The organism is Acinetobacter sp. YH12021 (genome assembly GCF_013420145.1).
GTDB lineage: Bacteria > Pseudomonadota > Gammaproteobacteria > Pseudomonadales > Moraxellaceae > Acinetobacter > Acinetobacter towneri.
This window is the reverse complement of record NZ_VOYT01000003.1, coordinates 158,137-177,237: the sequence shown is the minus strand read 5'-3', so window position 1 is coordinate 177,237 and position 19,101 is coordinate 158,137. Positions and strand designations below refer to the sequence as shown.

20 protein-coding genes are annotated in these 19,101 nt (G+C 42.4%); 11 read left to right on the top strand and 9 right to left on the bottom strand.

Annotated elements, in window-relative coordinates:
• Positions 1 to 18 precede the first annotated feature (18 nt).
• The 3 genes from FTT91_RS04850 to truA are packed head-to-tail and all read left to right on the top strand — an operon-like array spanning position 19 to position 3,157.
• Positions 19 to 1,320: a fimbrial protein FimV gene (locus tag FTT91_RS04850; protein ID WP_180169066.1), complete on the top strand. Its 1,302-nt coding sequence runs from the start codon at positions 19 to 21 to the stop codon at positions 1,318 to 1,320.
• Between the two features lie 46 nt (positions 1,321 to 1,366).
• Positions 1,367 to 2,347: an asparaginase gene (locus tag FTT91_RS04845; protein ID WP_004976109.1), complete on the top strand. Its 981-nt coding sequence runs from the start codon at positions 1,367 to 1,369 to the stop codon at positions 2,345 to 2,347.
• A 12-nt stretch (positions 2,348 to 2,359) separates the two neighbouring features.
• Positions 2,360 to 3,157 carry a tRNA pseudouridine(38-40) synthase TruA gene (gene truA, locus FTT91_RS04840; RefSeq protein ID WP_004976106.1) on the top strand — a complete coding sequence of 266 codons (798 nt, stop codon included), beginning with the start codon at positions 2,360 to 2,362 and terminating at the stop codon, positions 3,155 to 3,157.
• Positions 3,158 to 3,285: 128 nt separating this feature from the next.
• Here the strand turns inward: truA and FTT91_RS04835 are convergent, their stop codons facing one another.
• A complete protein-coding gene (locus FTT91_RS04835; protein ID WP_004976104.1) occupies positions 3,286 to 4,293 on the bottom strand; it encodes an AraC family transcriptional regulator in 1,008 nt (335 codons plus the stop codon).
• Positions 4,294 to 4,523: 230 nt separating this feature from the next.
• Between FTT91_RS04835 and infA the strand changes: the two genes are divergently transcribed.
• Both infA and FTT91_RS04825 read left to right on the top strand, forming a co-directional pair.
• Positions 4,524 to 4,745 (top strand): translation initiation factor IF-1, encoded by a 222-nt coding sequence (infA, locus tag FTT91_RS04830; protein WP_001284370.1) that lies wholly within the window; start codon positions 4,524 to 4,526, stop codon positions 4,743 to 4,745.
• 158 nt (positions 4,746 to 4,903) lie between these two features.
• On the top strand, positions 4,904 to 5,311 hold the full coding sequence (locus FTT91_RS04825; RefSeq protein WP_180169065.1) for a hypothetical protein: 408 nt from the start codon (positions 4,904 to 4,906) through the stop codon (positions 5,309 to 5,311).
• A 129-nt stretch (positions 5,312 to 5,440) separates the two neighbouring features.
• On the opposite strand, the gene leuB is transcribed toward FTT91_RS04825, so the two are convergent.
• From leuB to leuC, 4 genes are all read right to left on the bottom strand, one after another.
• Positions 5,441 to 6,520: a 3-isopropylmalate dehydrogenase gene (gene leuB, locus FTT91_RS04820; RefSeq protein WP_180169064.1), complete on the bottom strand. Its 1,080-nt coding sequence runs from the start codon at positions 6,518 to 6,520 to the stop codon at positions 5,441 to 5,443.
• Positions 6,521 to 6,559: 39 nt separating this feature from the next.
• The gene (locus FTT91_RS04815; RefSeq protein WP_180169063.1) at positions 6,560 to 7,123 is read right to left on the bottom strand and encodes a hypothetical protein; all 564 of its coding nucleotides are present in this window, start codon (positions 7,121 to 7,123) and stop codon (positions 6,560 to 6,562) included.
• 102 nt (positions 7,124 to 7,225) lie between these two features.
• Positions 7,226 to 7,876 (bottom strand): 3-isopropylmalate dehydratase small subunit, encoded by a 651-nt coding sequence (gene leuD / locus FTT91_RS04810; protein WP_004976094.1) that lies wholly within the window; start codon positions 7,874 to 7,876, stop codon positions 7,226 to 7,228.
• Positions 7,877 to 7,973: 97 nt separating this feature from the next.
• Positions 7,974 to 9,422 carry a 3-isopropylmalate dehydratase large subunit gene (gene leuC, locus FTT91_RS04805; RefSeq protein ID WP_004976092.1) on the bottom strand — a complete coding sequence of 483 codons (1,449 nt, stop codon included), beginning with the start codon at positions 9,420 to 9,422 and terminating at the stop codon, positions 7,974 to 7,976.
• 319 nt (positions 9,423 to 9,741) lie between these two features.
• Between leuC and FTT91_RS04800 the strand changes: the two genes are divergently transcribed.
• On the top strand, positions 9,742 to 9,978 hold the full coding sequence (locus tag FTT91_RS04800) for a DUF2061 domain-containing protein (protein ID WP_004976091.1): 237 nt from the start codon (positions 9,742 to 9,744) through the stop codon (positions 9,976 to 9,978).
• 207 nt (positions 9,979 to 10,185) lie between these two features.
• Positions 10,186 to 11,067 carry a LysR family transcriptional regulator gene (locus FTT91_RS04795; RefSeq protein WP_180051873.1) on the top strand — a complete coding sequence of 294 codons (882 nt, stop codon included), beginning with the start codon at positions 10,186 to 10,188 and terminating at the stop codon, positions 11,065 to 11,067.
• A 71-nt stretch (positions 11,068 to 11,138) separates the two neighbouring features.
• On the opposite strand, the gene FTT91_RS04790 is transcribed toward FTT91_RS04795, so the two are convergent.
• Together FTT91_RS04790 and FTT91_RS04785 are read right to left on the bottom strand one after the other, a co-directional pair.
• Positions 11,139 to 11,384, bottom strand: a complete 246-nt coding sequence (locus FTT91_RS04790; RefSeq protein WP_136144729.1) for a DUF2789 family protein — start codon at positions 11,382 to 11,384, stop codon at positions 11,139 to 11,141.
• Positions 11,385 to 11,538: 154 nt separating this feature from the next.
• Positions 11,539 to 12,189, bottom strand: coding sequence for an HAD family phosphatase (locus tag FTT91_RS04785; protein WP_180169062.1), 651 nt, complete (start codon positions 12,187 to 12,189; stop codon positions 11,539 to 11,541).
• Between the two features lie 183 nt (positions 12,190 to 12,372).
• Between FTT91_RS04785 and FTT91_RS04780 the strand changes: the two genes are divergently transcribed.
• A complete protein-coding gene (locus FTT91_RS04780; RefSeq protein WP_004976084.1) occupies positions 12,373 to 12,855 on the top strand; it encodes an RNA pyrophosphohydrolase in 483 nt (160 codons plus the stop codon).
• 99 nt (positions 12,856 to 12,954) lie between these two features.
• A complete protein-coding gene (gene ptsP / locus FTT91_RS04775) occupies positions 12,955 to 15,252 on the top strand; it encodes a phosphoenolpyruvate--protein phosphotransferase (protein WP_004976082.1) in 2,298 nt (765 codons plus the stop codon).
• A 15-nt stretch (positions 15,253 to 15,267) separates the two neighbouring features.
• Here the strand turns inward: ptsP and FTT91_RS04770 are convergent, their stop codons facing one another.
• Complete coding sequence (locus FTT91_RS04770) at positions 15,268 to 15,459, bottom strand: hypothetical protein (protein WP_004976081.1); 192 nt, start codon at positions 15,457 to 15,459, stop codon at positions 15,268 to 15,270.
• Between the two features lie 442 nt (positions 15,460 to 15,901).
• Between FTT91_RS04770 and FTT91_RS04765 the strand changes: the two genes are divergently transcribed.
• Positions 15,902 to 16,393: a macro domain-containing protein gene (locus FTT91_RS04765; protein ID WP_004976080.1), complete on the top strand. Its 492-nt coding sequence runs from the start codon at positions 15,902 to 15,904 to the stop codon at positions 16,391 to 16,393.
• Positions 16,394 to 16,528: 135 nt separating this feature from the next.
• Here FTT91_RS04765 and FTT91_RS04760 read toward each other — a convergent pair whose 3' ends face one another.
• Positions 16,529 to 18,181: an acyl-CoA dehydrogenase family protein gene (locus FTT91_RS04760; RefSeq protein ID WP_131261059.1), complete on the bottom strand. Its 1,653-nt coding sequence runs from the start codon at positions 18,179 to 18,181 to the stop codon at positions 16,529 to 16,531.
• Between the two features lie 81 nt (positions 18,182 to 18,262).
• On the opposite strand from FTT91_RS04760, the gene FTT91_RS04755 reads away from it, so the two are divergent.
• Entirely contained in the window at positions 18,263 to 18,895 is a 633-nt protein-coding gene (locus FTT91_RS04755) for a TetR/AcrR family transcriptional regulator (protein ID WP_131261060.1), read from the top strand.
• Positions 18,896 to 19,101 lie beyond the last annotated feature (206 nt).

Sequence of the window (19,101 nt, the reverse complement as noted above, 5' to 3'; positions counted from 1 at the left end):
TCCTCAAGGGGTATAAACATGCTGATTTATGTGATTCCGTTTATTTTATTACTGGTGATCGCAATTTTCTTGAAAAAGCGTGAAGCAAGTAAAGAAGCCGAACCAAGCAACAAGAAAACAGCAGCGCCAGCCAAAACCAGTGGCAAGAAAACCACAACTACCAAAAAAGTTGCCCAGAAATCGGTGGTGGTTGAAGAGGTTGTTCCAACTCCACAACACTCTACCCCTGTCCCTGTAAAAATCCAAACTAACATTGAAAACCTGATCAAAGAGCGTAATTTCTTTGCTGCAGAAGCGCAAATTAACCAAGCATTAAAACATGATAACTCATTGCATGGTTTGTATTTGTTATTGCTTGATATTCATTTACAACAAAAAGATGAATTTGCAATTGATCAATTGCTGAATCATTTACGCTCTTTAGAGCTTGACGATATTCTGTCACAAGCTGAAGCAAAAAAAGCCAGTCATGCACATGAAGATATTGCTGAAAAATCAGCAAATGAAGCGCCGACTGCAGCTCCAAGCAGCTTAGATTTTACTGCACCTGTGAGTACGCCAAATCAAACGGCTTCTTTTGACCAGTTACAGCACGAACTGACTTCAAATAAAACTGCAGAACCTGAAGCAGCTTTGAAATTTGACACCTCATCCTTAAATTTCAGCCCTGCTGCCGAACCTGAAGTCAAAGCAGAACCTGCGGCACTGGATTTTAATTTCTCACTCGATTCTGCACCAACAGAAGTAAAAACTGAAGCGCCTGCGATTACAGCTGAACCAAGTGCAAGCCCTGCAGAGAAAGTTAAACCGCTCGACTTCACGTTTGATTTAACACCAAGCCCAGCTGAAACCACAGTAGCACCAGAAACAGCAGCCCCAGAATCAACAATAAGTGAAGCTGCTGCAGTCGAAGCCCCAAGTCTAGACTTCAATTTTTCTACACCAGAAAGTGCACCTGCAGTTGAAGCAAAAGCTGAACCTGCAACACCTGATTTTAATTTCACATTTGACAATACGCCTGCTGCGGAAACCAATCTTCAACCTACAACTGAACCAGAAATCATTGCTGCACCAAGTATTGCACTTGAACCTGCTGCAACCGTTGTCAGCACAGATGTTGATCTGAATGATCCATTGGTGAAATCATTCCCAGACTTATCTCAAGTGGATGAAATTCAGTTGAACTTAGACTTAGCGAGCCAATATGTAGAGTTGGGCGCTTATGATGCTGCGAAAGCTTTACTTAGCGAACAAGGCGCAAATTATTCTGCTGAACAACGCCAACGTGCCGATCAGTTACTGAATCAAATCGCTTCTTAATTCAAATCAGATTAAGATAAAGCAGTCATTCTTGGCTGCTTTTTTTATGATGAAAAAAATTGCGTTAATCTATATGGGCGGCACTTTTGGCTGTGTCGGTGAACCACTAAGCCCAATGCCTGCGGAGCAATTTCTGCCACGCTTGGCACAGGTCTTACCCCTAAATTTAGAGATTGAATGCTTTGTTGCCCCTGTCATTAAAGACAGTAGTGCCTGCACAGCCGCAGACTGGTTACAGCTCATTCAATATATTCAAAAATTACAACACGATGATTTTCAACATTTCGTTATTTTACATGGCACCGACACCCTCAGCTATGCCAGCGCAGTCTTGGCACGTTTTTTAGCGCAAAGTACCCATGTCATTCTCACGGGTAGCCAATATCCCTTACTCAATGCACAAGGCACAGATACCCGTGAATTTAGTGATGCCTTGGACAACCTAAATTTTGCTTTACAACAGATTCATCAAGTGACTCAGGGAGTATATCTGGCCTTCCATCAGCAACTGATTCATGCCGCAACGGCACTGAAACAACACACCACCGAGTTAAATGCATTTACAGGTCAGTCTGCTTTGGTTTACACGGAGAACAAATCGCAGAATGAGCCAGCATTCAACATTAGCACTCAACATATTGAAAAAGCCCAGCACTTTAACTGCCTGAACTGGATGTTACAGCCAATTGCCATTTCCGCTTTGGTCGATAATTTAAAAGCCTTACAGCAACAGCCACCACACTGCCTCATTTTACAGAGTTATGGTACAGGCAATATGGCCGTCAATGCCGAAGTGATTGAGTTAATTCAGGCCTTACAAGCTCAACAATGTGCCGTCATTCTCACCACACAAGTCACTTTTGGTGGCATGCAACAACGCTATGCGATCAGCCAGTGGTTACAGGACAGCAAAATTTTAATCAGTGATTGCCAAAGTCACGCAGATCTTTATGCCAAAGCCTTAAAAATGTATTTACAATACGACAGCCTTGCACAGTGGTATGCGCATTGGCAGTCTTCAGTGTGATTTGAGGTGATTATGCAGCGTTTTGCAATCGGAATTGAGTTTTGTGGCATTCGGTATCGGGGTTGGCAGACCCAGCAAGCAGGCGTACCTAGTGTGCAGGAAACCATTGAAAAAGTTCTGAGCAAAATTGCCGATGAACCCATTATTTTACATGGTGCAGGACGTACCGATGCAGGCGTGCATGCAACCAATATGGTGGCACATTTTGATACGCATGCCATTCGCCCTGAACGCGGTTGGTTGATGGGTGCCAACAGCCAACTACCCAAAGACATTGCAATTCAATGGATTAAAACGATGGATATGGACTTCCATGCTCGTTTTAAGGCTCAGGCACGGCGTTATCGCTATGTCGTGTATAACAATCCACAACGCCCTGCCTTGCTGCACAAACAAGTCACTCACGCTTATTATCCCTTAGATGTCGATAAAATGATTGCGGCTGCGCAGAAATTTGAAGGGACACATAATTTTGAAAGCTTTCGTGCCGCAGCGTGTCAGTCCAATCAGCCTGTCCGTCATGTCAGCCATTGCCGCTTAATTCGTCACGGCAATTATTTAGTGTTAGATATTCAAGCCGATGGTTTTTTGCATCACATGGTTCGCAATATCATGGGTTGTCTATTGGAGATTGGACAAGGTTTATATGACATTGCGCATATTGACCAAATTTTTGCAGCTCAAGACCGTAAAGCAGCAGGAATTACCGCCCCACCCGATGGCTTGTATTTTATTCAGGCACACTATCCTGAACAGTTTGATTTACCGAAAGTTCCCTTAGGGCCACATTGGTTAAATATGCCGGAATAATTTAATCCCTTCCGACCTCCCTTTTCCAAAGAGAGGAGCTCCATTTCGAGGCTTTAAAACGAAAGTCCCCCTTTGAAAAAGGGGGATTTAGGGGGATTCTGTTTAGGAAAGGTTTTAAATTTTCAAACTTAACGCTGCTTGCGCTTTCTATATTCCACTGGGGTTTCATTGGTCCAGCGTTTAAAGGCACGATAGAACGTACTTGGCTCTGAAAAACCCGTTAAGTACACAATCCGCTCCACGCTTTCATTGGTATTCGATAATAATCGTTTAGCCAGACGACAGCGATAATCGGACAGAATTTGCTGAAAACTGGTATTGGCTTCGCTCAATTGGGTACGCAAACGGCGTGGCGTGATATTCAATTGCGCCGCTACTGTTTCCAATGTCGTTTCACCGCTTTCTAAAGTTGAACCAATGGCACGGCGTACTTCACCAACCAAGTCATAACGCGCCAGCTCCTGCAGCTTTTCCAATGCCAACTGTTCGTGTAATTGCAATAACTCAGGTTCTGCCTGCCACAGTGGATAATCCAAAATACTCGGATCAAAATACAAACGCGTTTCTTTCTGCCCCAAACTCACAGGACATTCAAAGACACGGAAATATTCATCATCTGCAGCACCATCACTAAAGTTAAAGTCAATATAAATAGGCTGAAAACGACCTTCGGTAATGAATTTAAAGAAGCGTAAAACACCCGACATGGCGCATTCAGAAAAATGACGATTGACGATATTTTCTGACCACGGCTGCACGCCATTGGTTAAATAGCAGCGTCCATCTTCCACCACCAATTTGGCATCAAAAGCATCACTAATCAGGCGTTGATAAGCCAAAGCACGTTTTAGGCCTTCACCAAAGTTTTCTGAAGAAATAAACAAATGTTCAATCACCTGCCCGCGATAAAGTGGCAAATGTTCCCCCAGATGTAAACCAATATCAGGGTCTTTACTGACTTCCTCAGCCGCAACCCAAAACGCATATTGTGCATTTAAAGGCGTACGCTCATTGGCTTCGACCTGATTTAAGGCCACACCTGCTTTTGTTAAAATATCTTCGGTTGGCAACCCCGCACGACGAATCGCTTGGTAGCCTAAACGCAATACAACCGATGCATCAGTTAGCTGACCCACGCAAAAACCTTCCTTGTATGTACTTCATTTATACTTAAAAAGATTGAAATTAGATTAACTGCGATTGACCGAACTGACAACCTACCCAAGCCCATTTTTACAGAAAAAGTATAAACCGATGATTCGCTTATTTTACTAACAGATGCGCTGTGTATAGGGTAAAGCATCTTGTTTTTTTCAGAAAAATTGCCTATAATTTGCGCCTTTCCAATTTGATACTCAGGTAGGCTATGGCCAATAAAGAGGAACTCATCGAGTTCGAAGGCGTTGTCACCGAAACGCTTCCTAATACTATGTTTCGTGTACGTTTAGAAAACGGTCATGAAGTGATTGCTCACATTTCTGGTAAAATGCGTAAACACTATATTCGTATTTTAACAGGCGACAGTGTGAAAGTTGAAATGACACCTTACGACTTAACCAAGGGTCGCATCACTTACCGCGCACGCTAAGTTTTAGAGTAAGCTAAAGCCACTTTCGGAGTGGCTTTTTTACGTTCACTTAAAAAAATTCTGTTTAGCCTTTAATTCGTCCCCGCCGCTTATCGAATCACCACATTCTTTTCTTGCATTGCCTTCTACAATAAAGTTTTGAGCAAGGGAGAAAAAGCATGTTATTTCGATCCTGCGTTGCTTGTATAACAGGTCTTTTTGCGCTCAGTTTAGTGGCGTGTAGTAGTAATCCACCGCATTCCACTTTAAACCGCGATGCGTATTTACAGCAATTTATTGGTCAATCTAGCCAATATATCCTGACCCATTTGCAATTAAGCCAAATTGGCTATCAACAGCTTGGTACAGCTCAAGCTACCCCTCAATTGCTACATTACCGTATCATTCGTCCTGTACGTGTTCCGATCCCTATGGCGCAGCATCCCACTACAGGTATTGGTGCTGTTCCGTTAAATATCGGTATCCCGAGTCATGAAAGTTATGATGTGGCGCTGTCCTGCTATATTATTTTTCACTTAGAACACAACATTGCGACATCTGTGTCTTATAGTGGGCGACACTGTTAAATAGACACCACGCTATTAAACAGCAGCACTAAATTTTTTGCACAAAAAAACGCAGCCCGTAGACTGCGTTTGCTTTAAGCCAATCGCATTTAGATATACGATTTGGCTTAAGTATCTGAGGTGTTGAAATTAGTTCAATGCCGCAACCACAGCCTGACCCATTTCAACAGTACCAACTTTATTCATGCCTTCAGACATAATATCGGCAGTACGTAAACCTTGATCTAATACATTGCCTACTGCATCTTCAATGGCTTTTGCTGCCGCTTCTTCGCGGAAGGTGTAACGTAACATCATTGCCACAGAAAGAATGGTTGCCAATGGGTTTGCCAAGTTTTGACCTGCGATATCTGGCGCTGAACCATGGCAAGGCTCATACATACCTTTGCCATTTTCGTCTAAAGACGCAGATGGCAACATACCAATAGAACCTGTCAACATCGCCGCTTCATCAGACAAGATGTCACCAAACAAGTTACCTGTCACCAATACGTCAAATTGTTTTGGCGCGCGTACCAATTGCATCGCTGCGTTATCGACATACATGTGCGACAAGTTGATTTCTGGGTACTGCTCTGCATGTAACTGAGTCACAGTTTGCTTCCACAATTCAGTCACTTCCAGTACGTTGGCTTTATCTACCGAACATACTTTACCACCACGCAATTTCGCCATTTCAAACGCTACTTTTGCAATGCGTTTGATTTCTGACTCAGCATATACGTCGGTGTTAAAACCTTGTTTTTCACCGTTTTCTAATTCACGAATACCACGTGGCTGACCGAAATAGATACCACCCGTCAATTCACGCACGATTAAGATATCTAAGCCCGATACAATTTCAGGTTTTAAGCTTGAAGCATCTGCCAATTGTGGATACAAAATTGCAGGACGTAAGTTCGCAAATAAATTGAGTTCTGAACGCAATTTTAACAAACCACGCTCTGGACGGATTGAGCGCTCAATGTTGTCCCATTTTGGACCACCAACTGCACCCAATAAAATTGCATCGGCTTTTTTCGCTTGCTCAGATGTTACTGCTGGGTACGGTTCACCATGTGCATCAATTGCAGAACCACCCAATAAACCTTGTTCCCAAGTCAAACCCAAATTGAATTTTTCATTGACACGTGTCAGCACTTGTTCAGCAGCTTTCACAATTTCTGGACCAATGCCGTCACCAGCTAAAATCAAAATATGTTTTGACATGAGAGTTTCCATTGTTCATGACAGTCAAAGACTGTGGGATTAAATTTTTTGTTCTACAAACTCACCCAAGCCATTTAAGACATTGTAGGGTTTGCAAAAACGTCGAATGGTTTTGTTGTTTTGCACCAAATCTACACATAAAGGATCTGGCGCAGACACATTTAATAAGCTGCCTTTAGTACGACTTCGATCACGATACATTCTAAAGGTATATTTTTGCCTGGCATTAAACTTATGAATTACATGCAGTTTTTCTGCACGATCTTTAGAAATGGGATAAAAGCGAATCACCAATTCATGTTGTTTAGGCGGTACAGATAAATACAAGGCATTGGATTTATTTAAGGATGATTCCTGTAAACGTACCAAACCCTCCTGAATGGCAGCACGTGTAACACGATGTTTTTCTGTATCGAAAATTGTGACCGTATTTAAACGCTCAAACTCACAATCATCTGTACCCGCACAGTAAATCAGTGCATTGGATTTGCTTTGTTCAGTTTCTTTCACCTGTTTAATGCGTGCTGTATTCCACGTTTGGCATGCGCTTAGCGTGGTGATACATAATCCAATGACAGCAAGCCGACCGAAAATTTTAGTCATTGTTCGCGCCCAACCTCACCTGTTAGATACAAAATATAAAAATTATTATGTGCCGATGTTAGCAAGAGTTAGGCAGCGATGCTATGACAAATTTCAGCGAATTTATGCCTGAATTTCGGCAAAAACCCATGGACGCGACTGCTTAGTTTTCTCTTCATAAGCACGAATGTCATCGGCTGCTTGTAATGTTAAGCCAATATCATCCAAACCATTCAGTAAACAGTGTTTACGGAATGGATCTACTTCAAATTTAAATGCCGTACCGCTTGGTGTGCGTACTTCTTGCGCGTCTAAGTCGATGGTTAATTGATAGCCTTCAGTCGCCGCACACTCTTTAAATAATTGCTCGACCTGCTCTTCAGACAAGATCACAGGCAACATGCCGTTTTTAAAGCAGTTATTGAAGAAAATATCGGCAAAGCTTGGTGCAATAACGGTACGGAAACCATATTCATTCAATGCCCAAGGTGCGTGCTCACGGCTTGAACCACAACCAAAGTTGGCACGTGAAATTAAGATTGAAGCACCCTGATAACGCGGCTGATTCAATACAAACTCAGTATTAATCGGACGTTTTGAGTTGTCCTGACCCGGATAACCTTCATCTAAATAACGCAATTCATCAAATAAGTTATCGCCAAAACCTGTACGTTTGATAGATTTCAAAAACTGTTTTGGAATGATTAAGTCTGTATCGACATTGGCACGGTCTAATGGTGCAACGATACCTTGTTCAACGGTATATTTTTTCATGTTTAATTCTCACTGAATCCGTAACCTCTCCCTTGCCCTCTGCTATAGCAAGAGGGAACGCCATCTCTCTGAGAGAAGGCTGGGATGAAGGCATAACTTAGAATGAACGTACGTCTACAAAATGACCTGCGATTGCTGCCGCAGCTGCCATTGCTGGACTCACCAAATGGGTACGACCACCGTTACCTTGACGACCTTCAAAGTTACGGTTTGAAGTCGATGCACAGTGTTCACCCGGTTGCAATTTGTCTGCGTTCATTGCCAAGCACATTGAACAACCTGGTTCACGCCATTCAAAGCCTGCTTCTACAAACACTTTGTCTAAGCCTTCTTGTTCCGCTTGTTGCTTAACTAAACCAGAACCTGGAACCACCATCGCCTGTTTAATACTTGCTGCAACTTTACGACCTTTAATCACTTCAGCGGCTGCACGAATATCTTCAATACGCGAGTTGGTGCATGAGCCAATAAATACGCGGTCTAATTGAATATCTGCCAAAGACTGACCTGCAGTTAAGCCCATATATTGATAAGCACGCGTCCAGTCATTGCGCTGTACATCATCTTTCGCCTGCTCTAAAGTTGGTACGGCTTGTGATACTGGAATGACCATTTCAGGTGAAGTTCCCCAAGACACTTGCGGCTCAATTTCTTCGCCTTGTAATACCACTACGGTGTCAAAGTGCGCGCCTTCATCTGAGTGTAAAGTATTCCAGTAAGCAACTGCTGCATCCCATTGCTCGCCTTTTGGTGCATAGTTACGACCTTTCACGTATTCAATGGTTTTGTCATCCACAGCGACCATACCTACGCGCGCGCCTGCTTCAATCGCCATATTACATACTGTCATACGTCCTTCAATCGACATATCACGGAATACTTGACCACCAAACTCAATCGCGTGACCTGTACCGCCTGCAGTACCAATTTTACCAATGATCGCTAAAACGACATCTTTCGGTGTAACACCTTGACCTAATTTGCCATCTACACGCACTAGCATGTTTTTCATTTTCTTTTGAACTAAGCATTGGGTTGCTAATACGTGTTCAACTTCAGACGTCCCAATACCATGCGCTAAACACCCAAATGCACCGTGAGTCGCTGTATGTGAGTCACCACAAACTACGGTCATACCTGGCAAAGTTAAGCCCTGCTCAGGCCCAACCACGTGCGCAATCCCCTGACGGATGTCGTTGATGTCAAACTGCACCACGTTAAAGGTTTTACAGTTGTCATCTAAAGTTTGTACCTGAATACGTGAGGTATCATCTTCAATACCTGCAATACCGTCTGCACGTTCTTTCTTAGACGTTGGTACGTTATGGTCAGGCGTTGCCACGTTGGCACTTAAACGCCACGGCTTACGTCCTGCAAGTTGCAAACCTTCAAAGGCTTGTGGAGAAGTCACTTCATGCAATAAATGACGGTCGATATACAATAAAGCCGAGCCATCATCACGTTGAGTGACCAAGTGATCATCCCACAATTTGTCGTACAAAGTTTTTGCAGCTGGATTTTGTGCTTGTTGGTTTTCGCCTGCCATGTCAGATCTACTCCACTGGACTGGGTAATTTTTTCATTAATTTGATTATAACCGCGAATTTGTATAAATCTAATTTATCATTTTTATTAATTTAAAAACTTTTAGGAATTTCTAGCAAAATAATTTTTATTGATTCATCACGACCTGCCTATAAGCAAAAACAAATAGATGCTTAAAATTTTGACCTTATAATCTTTCTATTAAAATCTAATTTTCCAATCAAAATTACAAAATTATTCGTTTTTACAAATTAAATAAGAATAATTATCCTTTAGCAATCCACACAGAAAACGGTCAAAGCAGCAGAAGGAGTATTCACATGAGCCATATTCAAAAATTTGTCGCCAACAATCAACGCATGTTCAAAAAAACTTTAAGCTACTACATCATGCACATCACCGTGGCGATGGTGGTCGGTTATATAGTCACAGGCAATATTTGGATGGCGATTACCTTAAGTTTGGTCGAACCGACAGTACAAGCTGTTGCGTATTTCATTCACGAGCGGATTTGGGAAAAGAAAGCACAAACGCAAGATTCTAAAATTATCGCTTAATGGTTTTATAGATTCTGCTTGTGAATATTCCATTTCAGTTTGAGATCATCTTGGTTGCAGCCCACGATGATCTTTTTTTATCTCTGCTGTATCTCTACAAGATCATCCCGAATGCATAGTTTAAAAATAAGTAGAATTTGTTTTGATTAATTCTAATTTTTTCTAAATAATAAGCACAGTAATAAAAAATCTTTATGGATGGTGCAAATGAATCTTGCAGCCTTTGAAGCCTTTGTTAAAGTCATGGAAACAGGTTCTATTTCTTTGGCAGCAGATCAGTTATTTATTACCCAACCTGCGGTGACCAAACGTATTCACAGCCTAGAAGACTATTTTGGCGTGAAACTCTTTGAATCGGCAGGTCGTGGGGTGCAAGCCACGCATGCAGCACACTCACTATTGCCCAAAGTCAAAAACTGGCTGAATGAACTGGGCGATATTCACCACACCCTCAGTCATGAGCAAGGACAGGTTCAAGGCAAACTGAAAATTGGTACCAGTCATCATATTGGTTTGCACCATTTACCCAATCATTTGCGTGAATATGTGCAGGAATTTCCCAACGTCACGCTAGATGTGCATTTTGTCGACTCAGAACAGGCGCATGAACAAGTTTTGGCGGGCGATTTAGAACTGGCTTTTCTGACCTTACCGCCCAAATTAGATGAACGTCTGTCTTATGTCACCATTTGGAATGATCCATTGGTGTTTGTGGTCGCATCTTTTCATCCGCTTGCACATCAGAAAAACCTGCAATTGACCGATTTACTCGCCTACCCTAGTTTGTTGCCTGCCGCGCAAACCTATACCAGTCAAATCACTTTGGCAGAGTTTGAAAAGCAAGGTGTTAAACCTAAAGTCACCATGAGCAATAATCCGCTAGAATCTATTCGGATGTTGGTGTCAATTGGTTTGGGATGGTCTGTTTTACCTAAAACGTTGGTCAATCAGGACTTACAACAGTTAGATATTGACTTAGAAATGAACCGTCAATTGGGCATGGTATGGCATCCGGGACGGACGCAATCACGCGCTGTTTTAGAATTGATTGAGATGATGAAACACTCAAAGATTAATGGTTTCTTTTGAATGAAAACACCCTCAAACACGATTGTATTGAGGGTATTTTTTATTGGCTTAATTTAGGTGCAAGTGAGGTCTTAACGATTCACCGAATCTTCATGTAAAGATTCATTCAATTGATCTACCACAATTGCCCATGAACCATCCGATTTCATTTTTTCGACGATAAACTGACGCTGTGCTTCCGTCCAAAATTCTGCCTCGGCAATTGTTGTTTCTGCATTCAATTGATGCGTTTCAATAAATTGCTGAATCGCAGCTTCACTGGCATCCAAACCCAGTTGTTCAAATAAATGTGTCATTCTTGGGCGTACACCACTCATTTTTTCACTCCTGATCATTTTTAATTCTTGTCTTACCTTAGCATGCCTATTCTAAAAATGAATGACATAATCCAACATTGCAATAAATAAAAACAAAAAACAAATCAATAAGCTAGTAAAAGCCAAAGTAGCAACACCTCAAAAAAATTCAGACTTAAATTGACCAGTCCTGCACATCCCAACCTTGCTCTTCAGCCAAAGCCTGTAAACGTGCATCAGGATTTACAGCAATGGCGTGATCTGCATATTCCAACAAGAAACGGTCATTAATTGAGTCTGAATATGCCCAAGACTCGGTCACATCACGACCTTCTAGCCATTGCTCCAAACGTACCAATTTGCCCTTTTGGTAACATGCGGTGTTAATTACCTTACCTGTATATTTTCCATCGACCACTTCGGCATTGGTGGCAATAATTTCACTAATACCAAACTCACGGAAAATAGGTGCAGTAATAAAGTCAGATGTTGCTGTAATCCCCACCAATTCATGCCCTAATTCTTGATGACGCTGAATAGCTTTAAACCCTTCAGGGCGCATTTGTGGACGAATCACCTTTTGCATAAATAATTCATGCAAATCTGTGAGGTACTGATTGTCGTGCTGGGTTAAAAACTCAAATACAAATTCGTTATATGCAATTGGGTCGAGTTGCCCTGCTTTGTAGTCTTCATAAAACTTGTCGTTCATGGCGCTATGGCGAACAGGATCGACCAAGCCTTCACTTACCAAAAACTCACCCCAAGAATGATCTGAATCAGTATTTAACAAGGTGTGATCGAGATCAAATAGCGCCAATTTCATGAAAATACTCGTAAAAACTGAAATTTAAGAAAAAAATTGTAAATCTATCTCCGCTAGTCGATAGAAATTCGTTAAGATCATAGCAATTTTAACATTATTTACACTTTGCGTTTTCGAGTTGGAGAAAAGAAATCATCATCCCCGAGTGCAAAGTCATAAATTAAACAATATTTAGGTAGCCAAATGATCGACTCAGAAGGTTTCCGACCCAATGTCGGGATCATTTTGGCAAACGAGTTTGGACAAGTTCTATGGGCAAAACGCATTGGTCACAATGCATGGCAATTTCCACAAGGAGGTATCCAATATGGAGAAACCCCTGAACAGGCACTTTATCGTGAGCTGAGAGAAGAAGTTGGCTTACTGCCCGAACACGTCCAAGTTATCGCGCAAACTAAAGGTTGGCTGCGTTATCGTTTGCCACATCGGTATATACGCACGGATTCAGATCCCGTATGTATTGGTCAAAAACAGAAGTGGTTTTTATTGCAACTGACAGCGTCAGCGCATCATATTCGGCTGAATTTGTCAGACCCACCCGAATTTGATCAATGGCAATGGGTCAGTTACTGGTATCCGCTTGGTCAGGTCGTCAATTTTAAACGTGACGTCTACCGTAAAGCGATGGTGGAATTGTGCAATCAATTGCCCCTGAAAAAACCTTAAAATTTGCATGAAGATGTAGATTTTTTAGCTTATTGTTATAGGGTCATCTGTGGTGTAAAACTGACCTCAAATCATTGATTGGAATATGGAGTAGCGCGTATGTCAAACATGCAACTGGATACCCTTAGACGCATTGTGCAAGAAATCAATGCGTCCACCAGTTTGCATGAATCACTCGATATTATGGTCAATCAGGTCGCAGAAGCCATGCATGTGGATGTCTGCTCTATTTACCTGTTAGATGAACGCAATCAACGCTACTTGCTCATGGCATCAAAGGGTTTAAATCCTGAGTCCGTGGGGCATGTGTCATTACATACCAGTGAAGGTTTGGTCGGTTTAGTCGGACAACGTGAAGAAATTGTCAACCTAAACGATGCGCCCAAACACGAACGCTTCATGTATTTACCCGAAACAGGCGAAGAAATTTATAATTCCTTCCTTGGCGTGCCTGTCATGTATCGTCGTAAAGTGATGGGCGTTCTTGTGGTGCAAAACAAGGATAAACAAGACTTTTCTGAAGCGGCAGAATCCTTTTTAGTGACGCTCTGCGCCCAGCTTTCTGGTGTCATTGCGCATGCGCATGCCGTGGGCAATATTGATGTATTCCGCAAACCCAACAACCTGCCTGCCTACAAAACCTTTCAGGGCGTATCGGGTTCAGGTGGGATTGCACTGGGTCGTGCGGTAATTCTGTATCCCCCTGCAGATTTGGCGGCTGTGCCTGATCGTGAAGCTGAAGACATTAGTGAAGAGTTAGAATTACTAGACAACGCACTAGATGCAGTGCGTCAAGAAATTCAGGCACTAGATGACAAAATGCAGGATGCCTTAATGGCAGAAGAACGCGCTTTATTCAGTGTGTTCCTACGCATGTTGGATGAAAATGCCCTGCCTGCAGAAATTAAAGAACTGATTCGTGAAGGTAACTGGGCACAAGGTGCAGTGCGTATTGTAATTGACAATCACATTGCCCTATTTTCGCAAATGGAAGATGACTATTTACGCGAACGTGTTTCTGACCTGAAAGATTTAGGGCGTCGTATTCTCGCCTCTTTACAAGAAGCCGATGCCAGTCACCGTGAACTGACCGATGAAAGTATTTTAATTGGCGAAGAAATTTCCACAGCAGCTTTGGTAGAACTACCTGTCGATAAAATTGCAGCGATTGTTACCACCGAAGGCGCAATGAATTCTCACATGGTCATTGTGGCACGTGCTTTGGGTATTCCAACCGTAGTTGGCGTAACTGAATTGCCCATCAACAGCCTAGACGATGTGGAAATGATTGTAGATGCGCACCAAGGTCGGGTGTTTATCAACCCGCCACGTCGCATGCGGACGCGCTATAAAGAAATTCAAAAAGAAGAAGAACAGATTGCCAAAGACCTCAAGCAATATGAAACCAAAGATGCCATTACCCCTGACGGCGTAGCGGTAAAATTGTATGTCAATACAGGCTTGATGATTGACGTAGTGCGTGGCGTACAACGCGGTGCTAAAGGTGTTGGTTTATATCGTTCTGAAATTCCATTTATGCTACGTGACCGTTTCCCGGGCGAGGAAGAACAGCGTGCTATTTACCGCCAACAGCTCAGTCACTTTGCCAACAAACCTGTGGTGATGCGTACGCTAGATATTGGTGCTGACAAAGACCTGCCCTACTTCTCAATTGAAGAGGAAAACTCGGCTTTGGGTTGGCGCGGAATCCGCTTCACGCTAGATCATCCTGAAATTTTTTCTTCGCAAATTCGTGCCATGCTCAAAGCCAGTATTGGTTTGAATAATCTGCATATTTTGCTGCCAATGATCACCAGTGTCAGCGAGGTTGAAGAAGCCTTGTATTTGCTAGATCGTGACTTGCAAGCAGTGCAGGAAGAAGAACAGGTTAAAATCACCAAACCGAAAATTGGCATTATGGTAGAAGTACCGAGTGTACTGCTGCAAATTGATGAATTTGCCCCGTTGGTGGATTTTTTCTCGGTAGGATCAAACGATTTAACCCAGTATTTATTGGCAGTGGATCGTAACAATCCGCGTGTGGCCAACGTCTATTCACACTTTCATCCTGCAGTACTGCGCGCCTTAACCCGCTTGGTGAAAGAATGTCATAAATATGACAAGCCTGTGAGCGTTTGTGGCGAAATGGCAGGAGATCCGCTGTCTGCGGTAATTCTGATGGCAATGGGCTTTAATACCCTGTCGATGAGTTCAAGTAATATCTTGCGGGTGCGTAAAGCAATTTGTCATGTACCGATGACCGATGCGCAACATTTATTAGATCAGGCGTTAAAAATGAATAATCCGCTGATGGTGAAAAGTCTGATGGAATATTATTTTAAAACCCATGGCTTGGGCGATATGGTGAAACTAGCGACACGTATCGTATCTCCATAAAACTTAGTTTAAGCCTCAAGCAACACACCATTCACTCCAAAAACAACAAGGGCGATAATCATCGGAATATCGCCCTTGTTTGTGTTTGCTATAGCCTCGTTTGGCATTTTTCTTACGGTCTACAAAAACCTGACTTTTGTTGACCTCGTGCATGTGCTTGGCCACAAAGTTATGCTGAATAAGCTCAGGCTGTTTTTTCTTTGCCATTACGCTGTTCCTTTCGGTTGATCATGGAAATGAGCAGTGTCGCTACTCTTTTAGATGGAGATGTTGAGGGAAAATTCAAGCCAATTGCTTCTGCATAACGTGACTATTCTCTCACCAATGTTCCATATTAAATTGGGAAGCCGATCATACGCTTTTTTGTACATTTTACAAGCGATTTTCACTCAATAGTGCTAAGATAAAAAGAAGGGTAAATAAATTATTGCCGCCACTTTATCAGATTTTTCTGACGGTTATTTTTGAAGGCTATTTTAAAGAGCACTCAGCGGCTTTACCCATACAATTATAGCATAAAATTATAAAAAATTTTATTACTTTTCAAATACTTATTAGTTATAAAATCCACTAGAAAAACTGCAATGATTGGCTAATATGAATATAGAAGATCAGTTTAACAAGACCATTAAAAACAGGAGTCAAATTCATGATTTATGAAGTTTCTGGAGATATTTTACTGAGCGAAGCACGTGCGATTGCTCACGGTGTTGCCCCTAACGATAACTTTGCAACAGGTTTGGCTTTAAGTCTGCGTGAGCACTGGCCTGCGCTATATAAAGACTTCCGCAACTATTGTCATATTTACCATCCTAAAGCGGGTGAGCAATGGACTTGGGTCAATGCCGAAGGTCAACGCATCGTCAACCTGATGACTCAGGAAGCGGCTTATGACAACGGTTCAAAACCAGGTAAAGCATCGACAGAATACGTCAACCGCACTTTGAAAAACTTAAAACAGTTGATTGAAGAAGAGAAAATTGAAAGCTTGGCATTACCGCGTCTTGCAACAGGTGTAGGCGGTTTAGATTGGGAAGATGTACGTCCACTGATCTACAAACACTTGGAAGATTTGGATATTCCTATTTACATCTACACTCTATATCAAAAAGGTGTAAAAGCTGAAGAGCCTGCGAAATAAGTTTCGCTGAAGCAATCAGCTTTGCTACAAGCGAGCGTGATTGATCACGACTCGACTGCAATATACGGTTCAATTCACCCGTTTGGTTTTACCAAGCGGGTGAATTTTTTGTGCAGAATCAAGTAGCAAGGGATGCTATGCTGAAAATGCACGCTGCAAGATGGATGCAACATCGACCTGTTTAGGTTTAAGCATACCCACCACTTGCCCATGCAATGCACTATAACGCGACTGAATAAAACCTTCTGCCACAAAACTTGGCGCATAACGCAACAACAAAACCGCTTGTGCCAAAATCACCAAACGGCTCACCAAAGCACGTGCCATAAATTGTAAATCGTTGCTGTTCGTGGTCTGCAATAACTGCTGCAAACCATCTAATTCACTGCCCAAAATAGGATGAGTAACGGCAGTGCGAGCAAAATCCTGCAATAACACCTGAATCAGCTCAGGTTCTCGCTGCATAGCGCGTAGTACATCCAGACACATGACATTGCCTGAACCTTCCCAAATGGTATTTACAGGTGCTTCTTTGAAAATACGTGCCATGATGCTGTTATCGACATAACCATTGCCACCAAAAACTTCCATCATCTCACCTGTAAGTTCCACCGCGCGTTTGCAAATCCAGAACTTTGCAGCAGGGGTCATTAAACGCTTCCATGCCAAAGACACAGCATCATCGCTTTCATAACAATGTGCCAAATGAAAACTGAGCTGTACCGCAGCTTCAGTTTCCAAAGCCAAATCTGCCAAGACTGCCTGCATTAATGGCTGATTCGCCAAAGTCTGTCCAAATGCTTGACGTTGTCGAGTATAGGCAAGGCATTGCACCAAGGCTTGACGCAGCATGGCACTACTGCCCACAGCACAGGTTAAACGAGTGTAGTTCGCCATTTCAATAATGGTGGGAATACCGCGCCCTGCTTCGCCAATCATGATGCCCCACGCCTGCTGAAATTCGACTTCAGAACTGGAGTTACTCCGATTTCCCACTTTGTCTTTTAAACGCTGTACCTGAATATTATTTTTTCTGCCATCTTCTAACCAACGCGGTACAAAGAAACAAGCCAAACCATCTTGTTCGGTATTGGCAACCACCAAATGTGCATCACACATTGGTGCAGAGAAAAACCATTTATGACCTGTGAGCAAATAGGCTTGCCCACGCCCTGTTGCTGCGACTGGAATGGCAAGCGTTTGGTTGGCACGTACATCTGAACCACCCTGCTTTTCGGTCATGCCCATGCCCAACCAAATAGATTTCTTTTGTGAAATCGGCACATCACGCGGGTCATATTCATGCGATAACAGTTTTTCGCCCATGCTTGCCCATAATTCAGGTTCACGCTGAATGAGCGGAATACTGCCTAAAGTCATGGAATTTGGACATAAATTGCCACACTCAACCTGTCCCGCCAAATAAAAGCGACTGGCCCAATCGACCCATTTTGCCGTAGATTGCGGTTGTTTAAATGGATGTGCATGCGTGTCAAACTTGCGATTCAGCGCCATCCAGTGATGCCATGCGGGATGAAACTCCACTACATCTTTACGGCGTCCACGTGCATCGAAGGCATGTAAAATAGGCGTATGCCGATTGGCTAAATCGGCATAGTGATAATATTCTGCCGATGCTGCAATATGTCCCAATTCGCTCAGTCGAGTCTGATCTTGACTGCCATAACGGGTTAAAATTTCTTGTAAAACCGTATCGGTTTCAAATAAGTTATAGTCTTGTAATTCATCAAACTGATTTTGAATTTGATGGGTCATCCATGTCTGCATTGTGTCACTCCTAGACAAACGCGATGCTATCATTGCATTTAGTATAGAGAAAAATATGTGCTCAGGTGTTCGGCTTTATTTATGAAAAATTCTGAGGTTCAAGTGCGCCGTAAGCCGCGCCAATCGCGGGCTAAACTGACTCAAGAGGCTTTACAGGAAAGTTTTGTTCGGCTTTTGCATGAACGCTCGGCAGCTGAAATTACCATTCGTGAAATTACTAATTTGGCAGGTGTCGGTTTAGGCACTTTTTATGAATACTTTGCCAAGAAAGAAGATTTACTGGCATTGACGATTCACCTGCAAGTCAAACAGCATGCAGAACACTTAAAAAGTTATGCCCAACAGCAACTTGAGTTATCCACAGTTGTTGAAATAAACCGCTATATTGCAACCATCATTCAGTTTCAGCTTCAGCAAATTCAGGCACAACAATGGCTTTGGGCGCAGACTTTTTTACTGGAACGGCAGGTATCACACATTGAAACTTACCAAAAAAGTTACAGCATGATGCTACAGATGTGGCAACAGATTTTCGCACCTGTCATACACAATGCCGAACAACAACTGCGCCTTGCTTTGAATCTGCATCGCATCAGTTATGGTTTTATTTCGCAAAGTTTATTAATCAATCCACATTATCAAGATTGGGATGCCTTGCACACCGATATTTCATTGGCGATTCAACCGTTTTTAGCAGCAGTTTCAGACATTTAGTGCAGCAAAACTGATTATTTAGTTTACAAAGATCTATCGAATACACCAATCATAAACAATAAATTTATCTATTTGTAAAATTAAAAAAATCGTTTTACATTAAAATGGTGAGATTTGAAAAGCTTTCATCTACAAAGCCCGATCTGCATGGTATTGTGGTGTTGTAGTTGATTTTTTAAACAAACAAAACGGTTCATGGCCGCTTG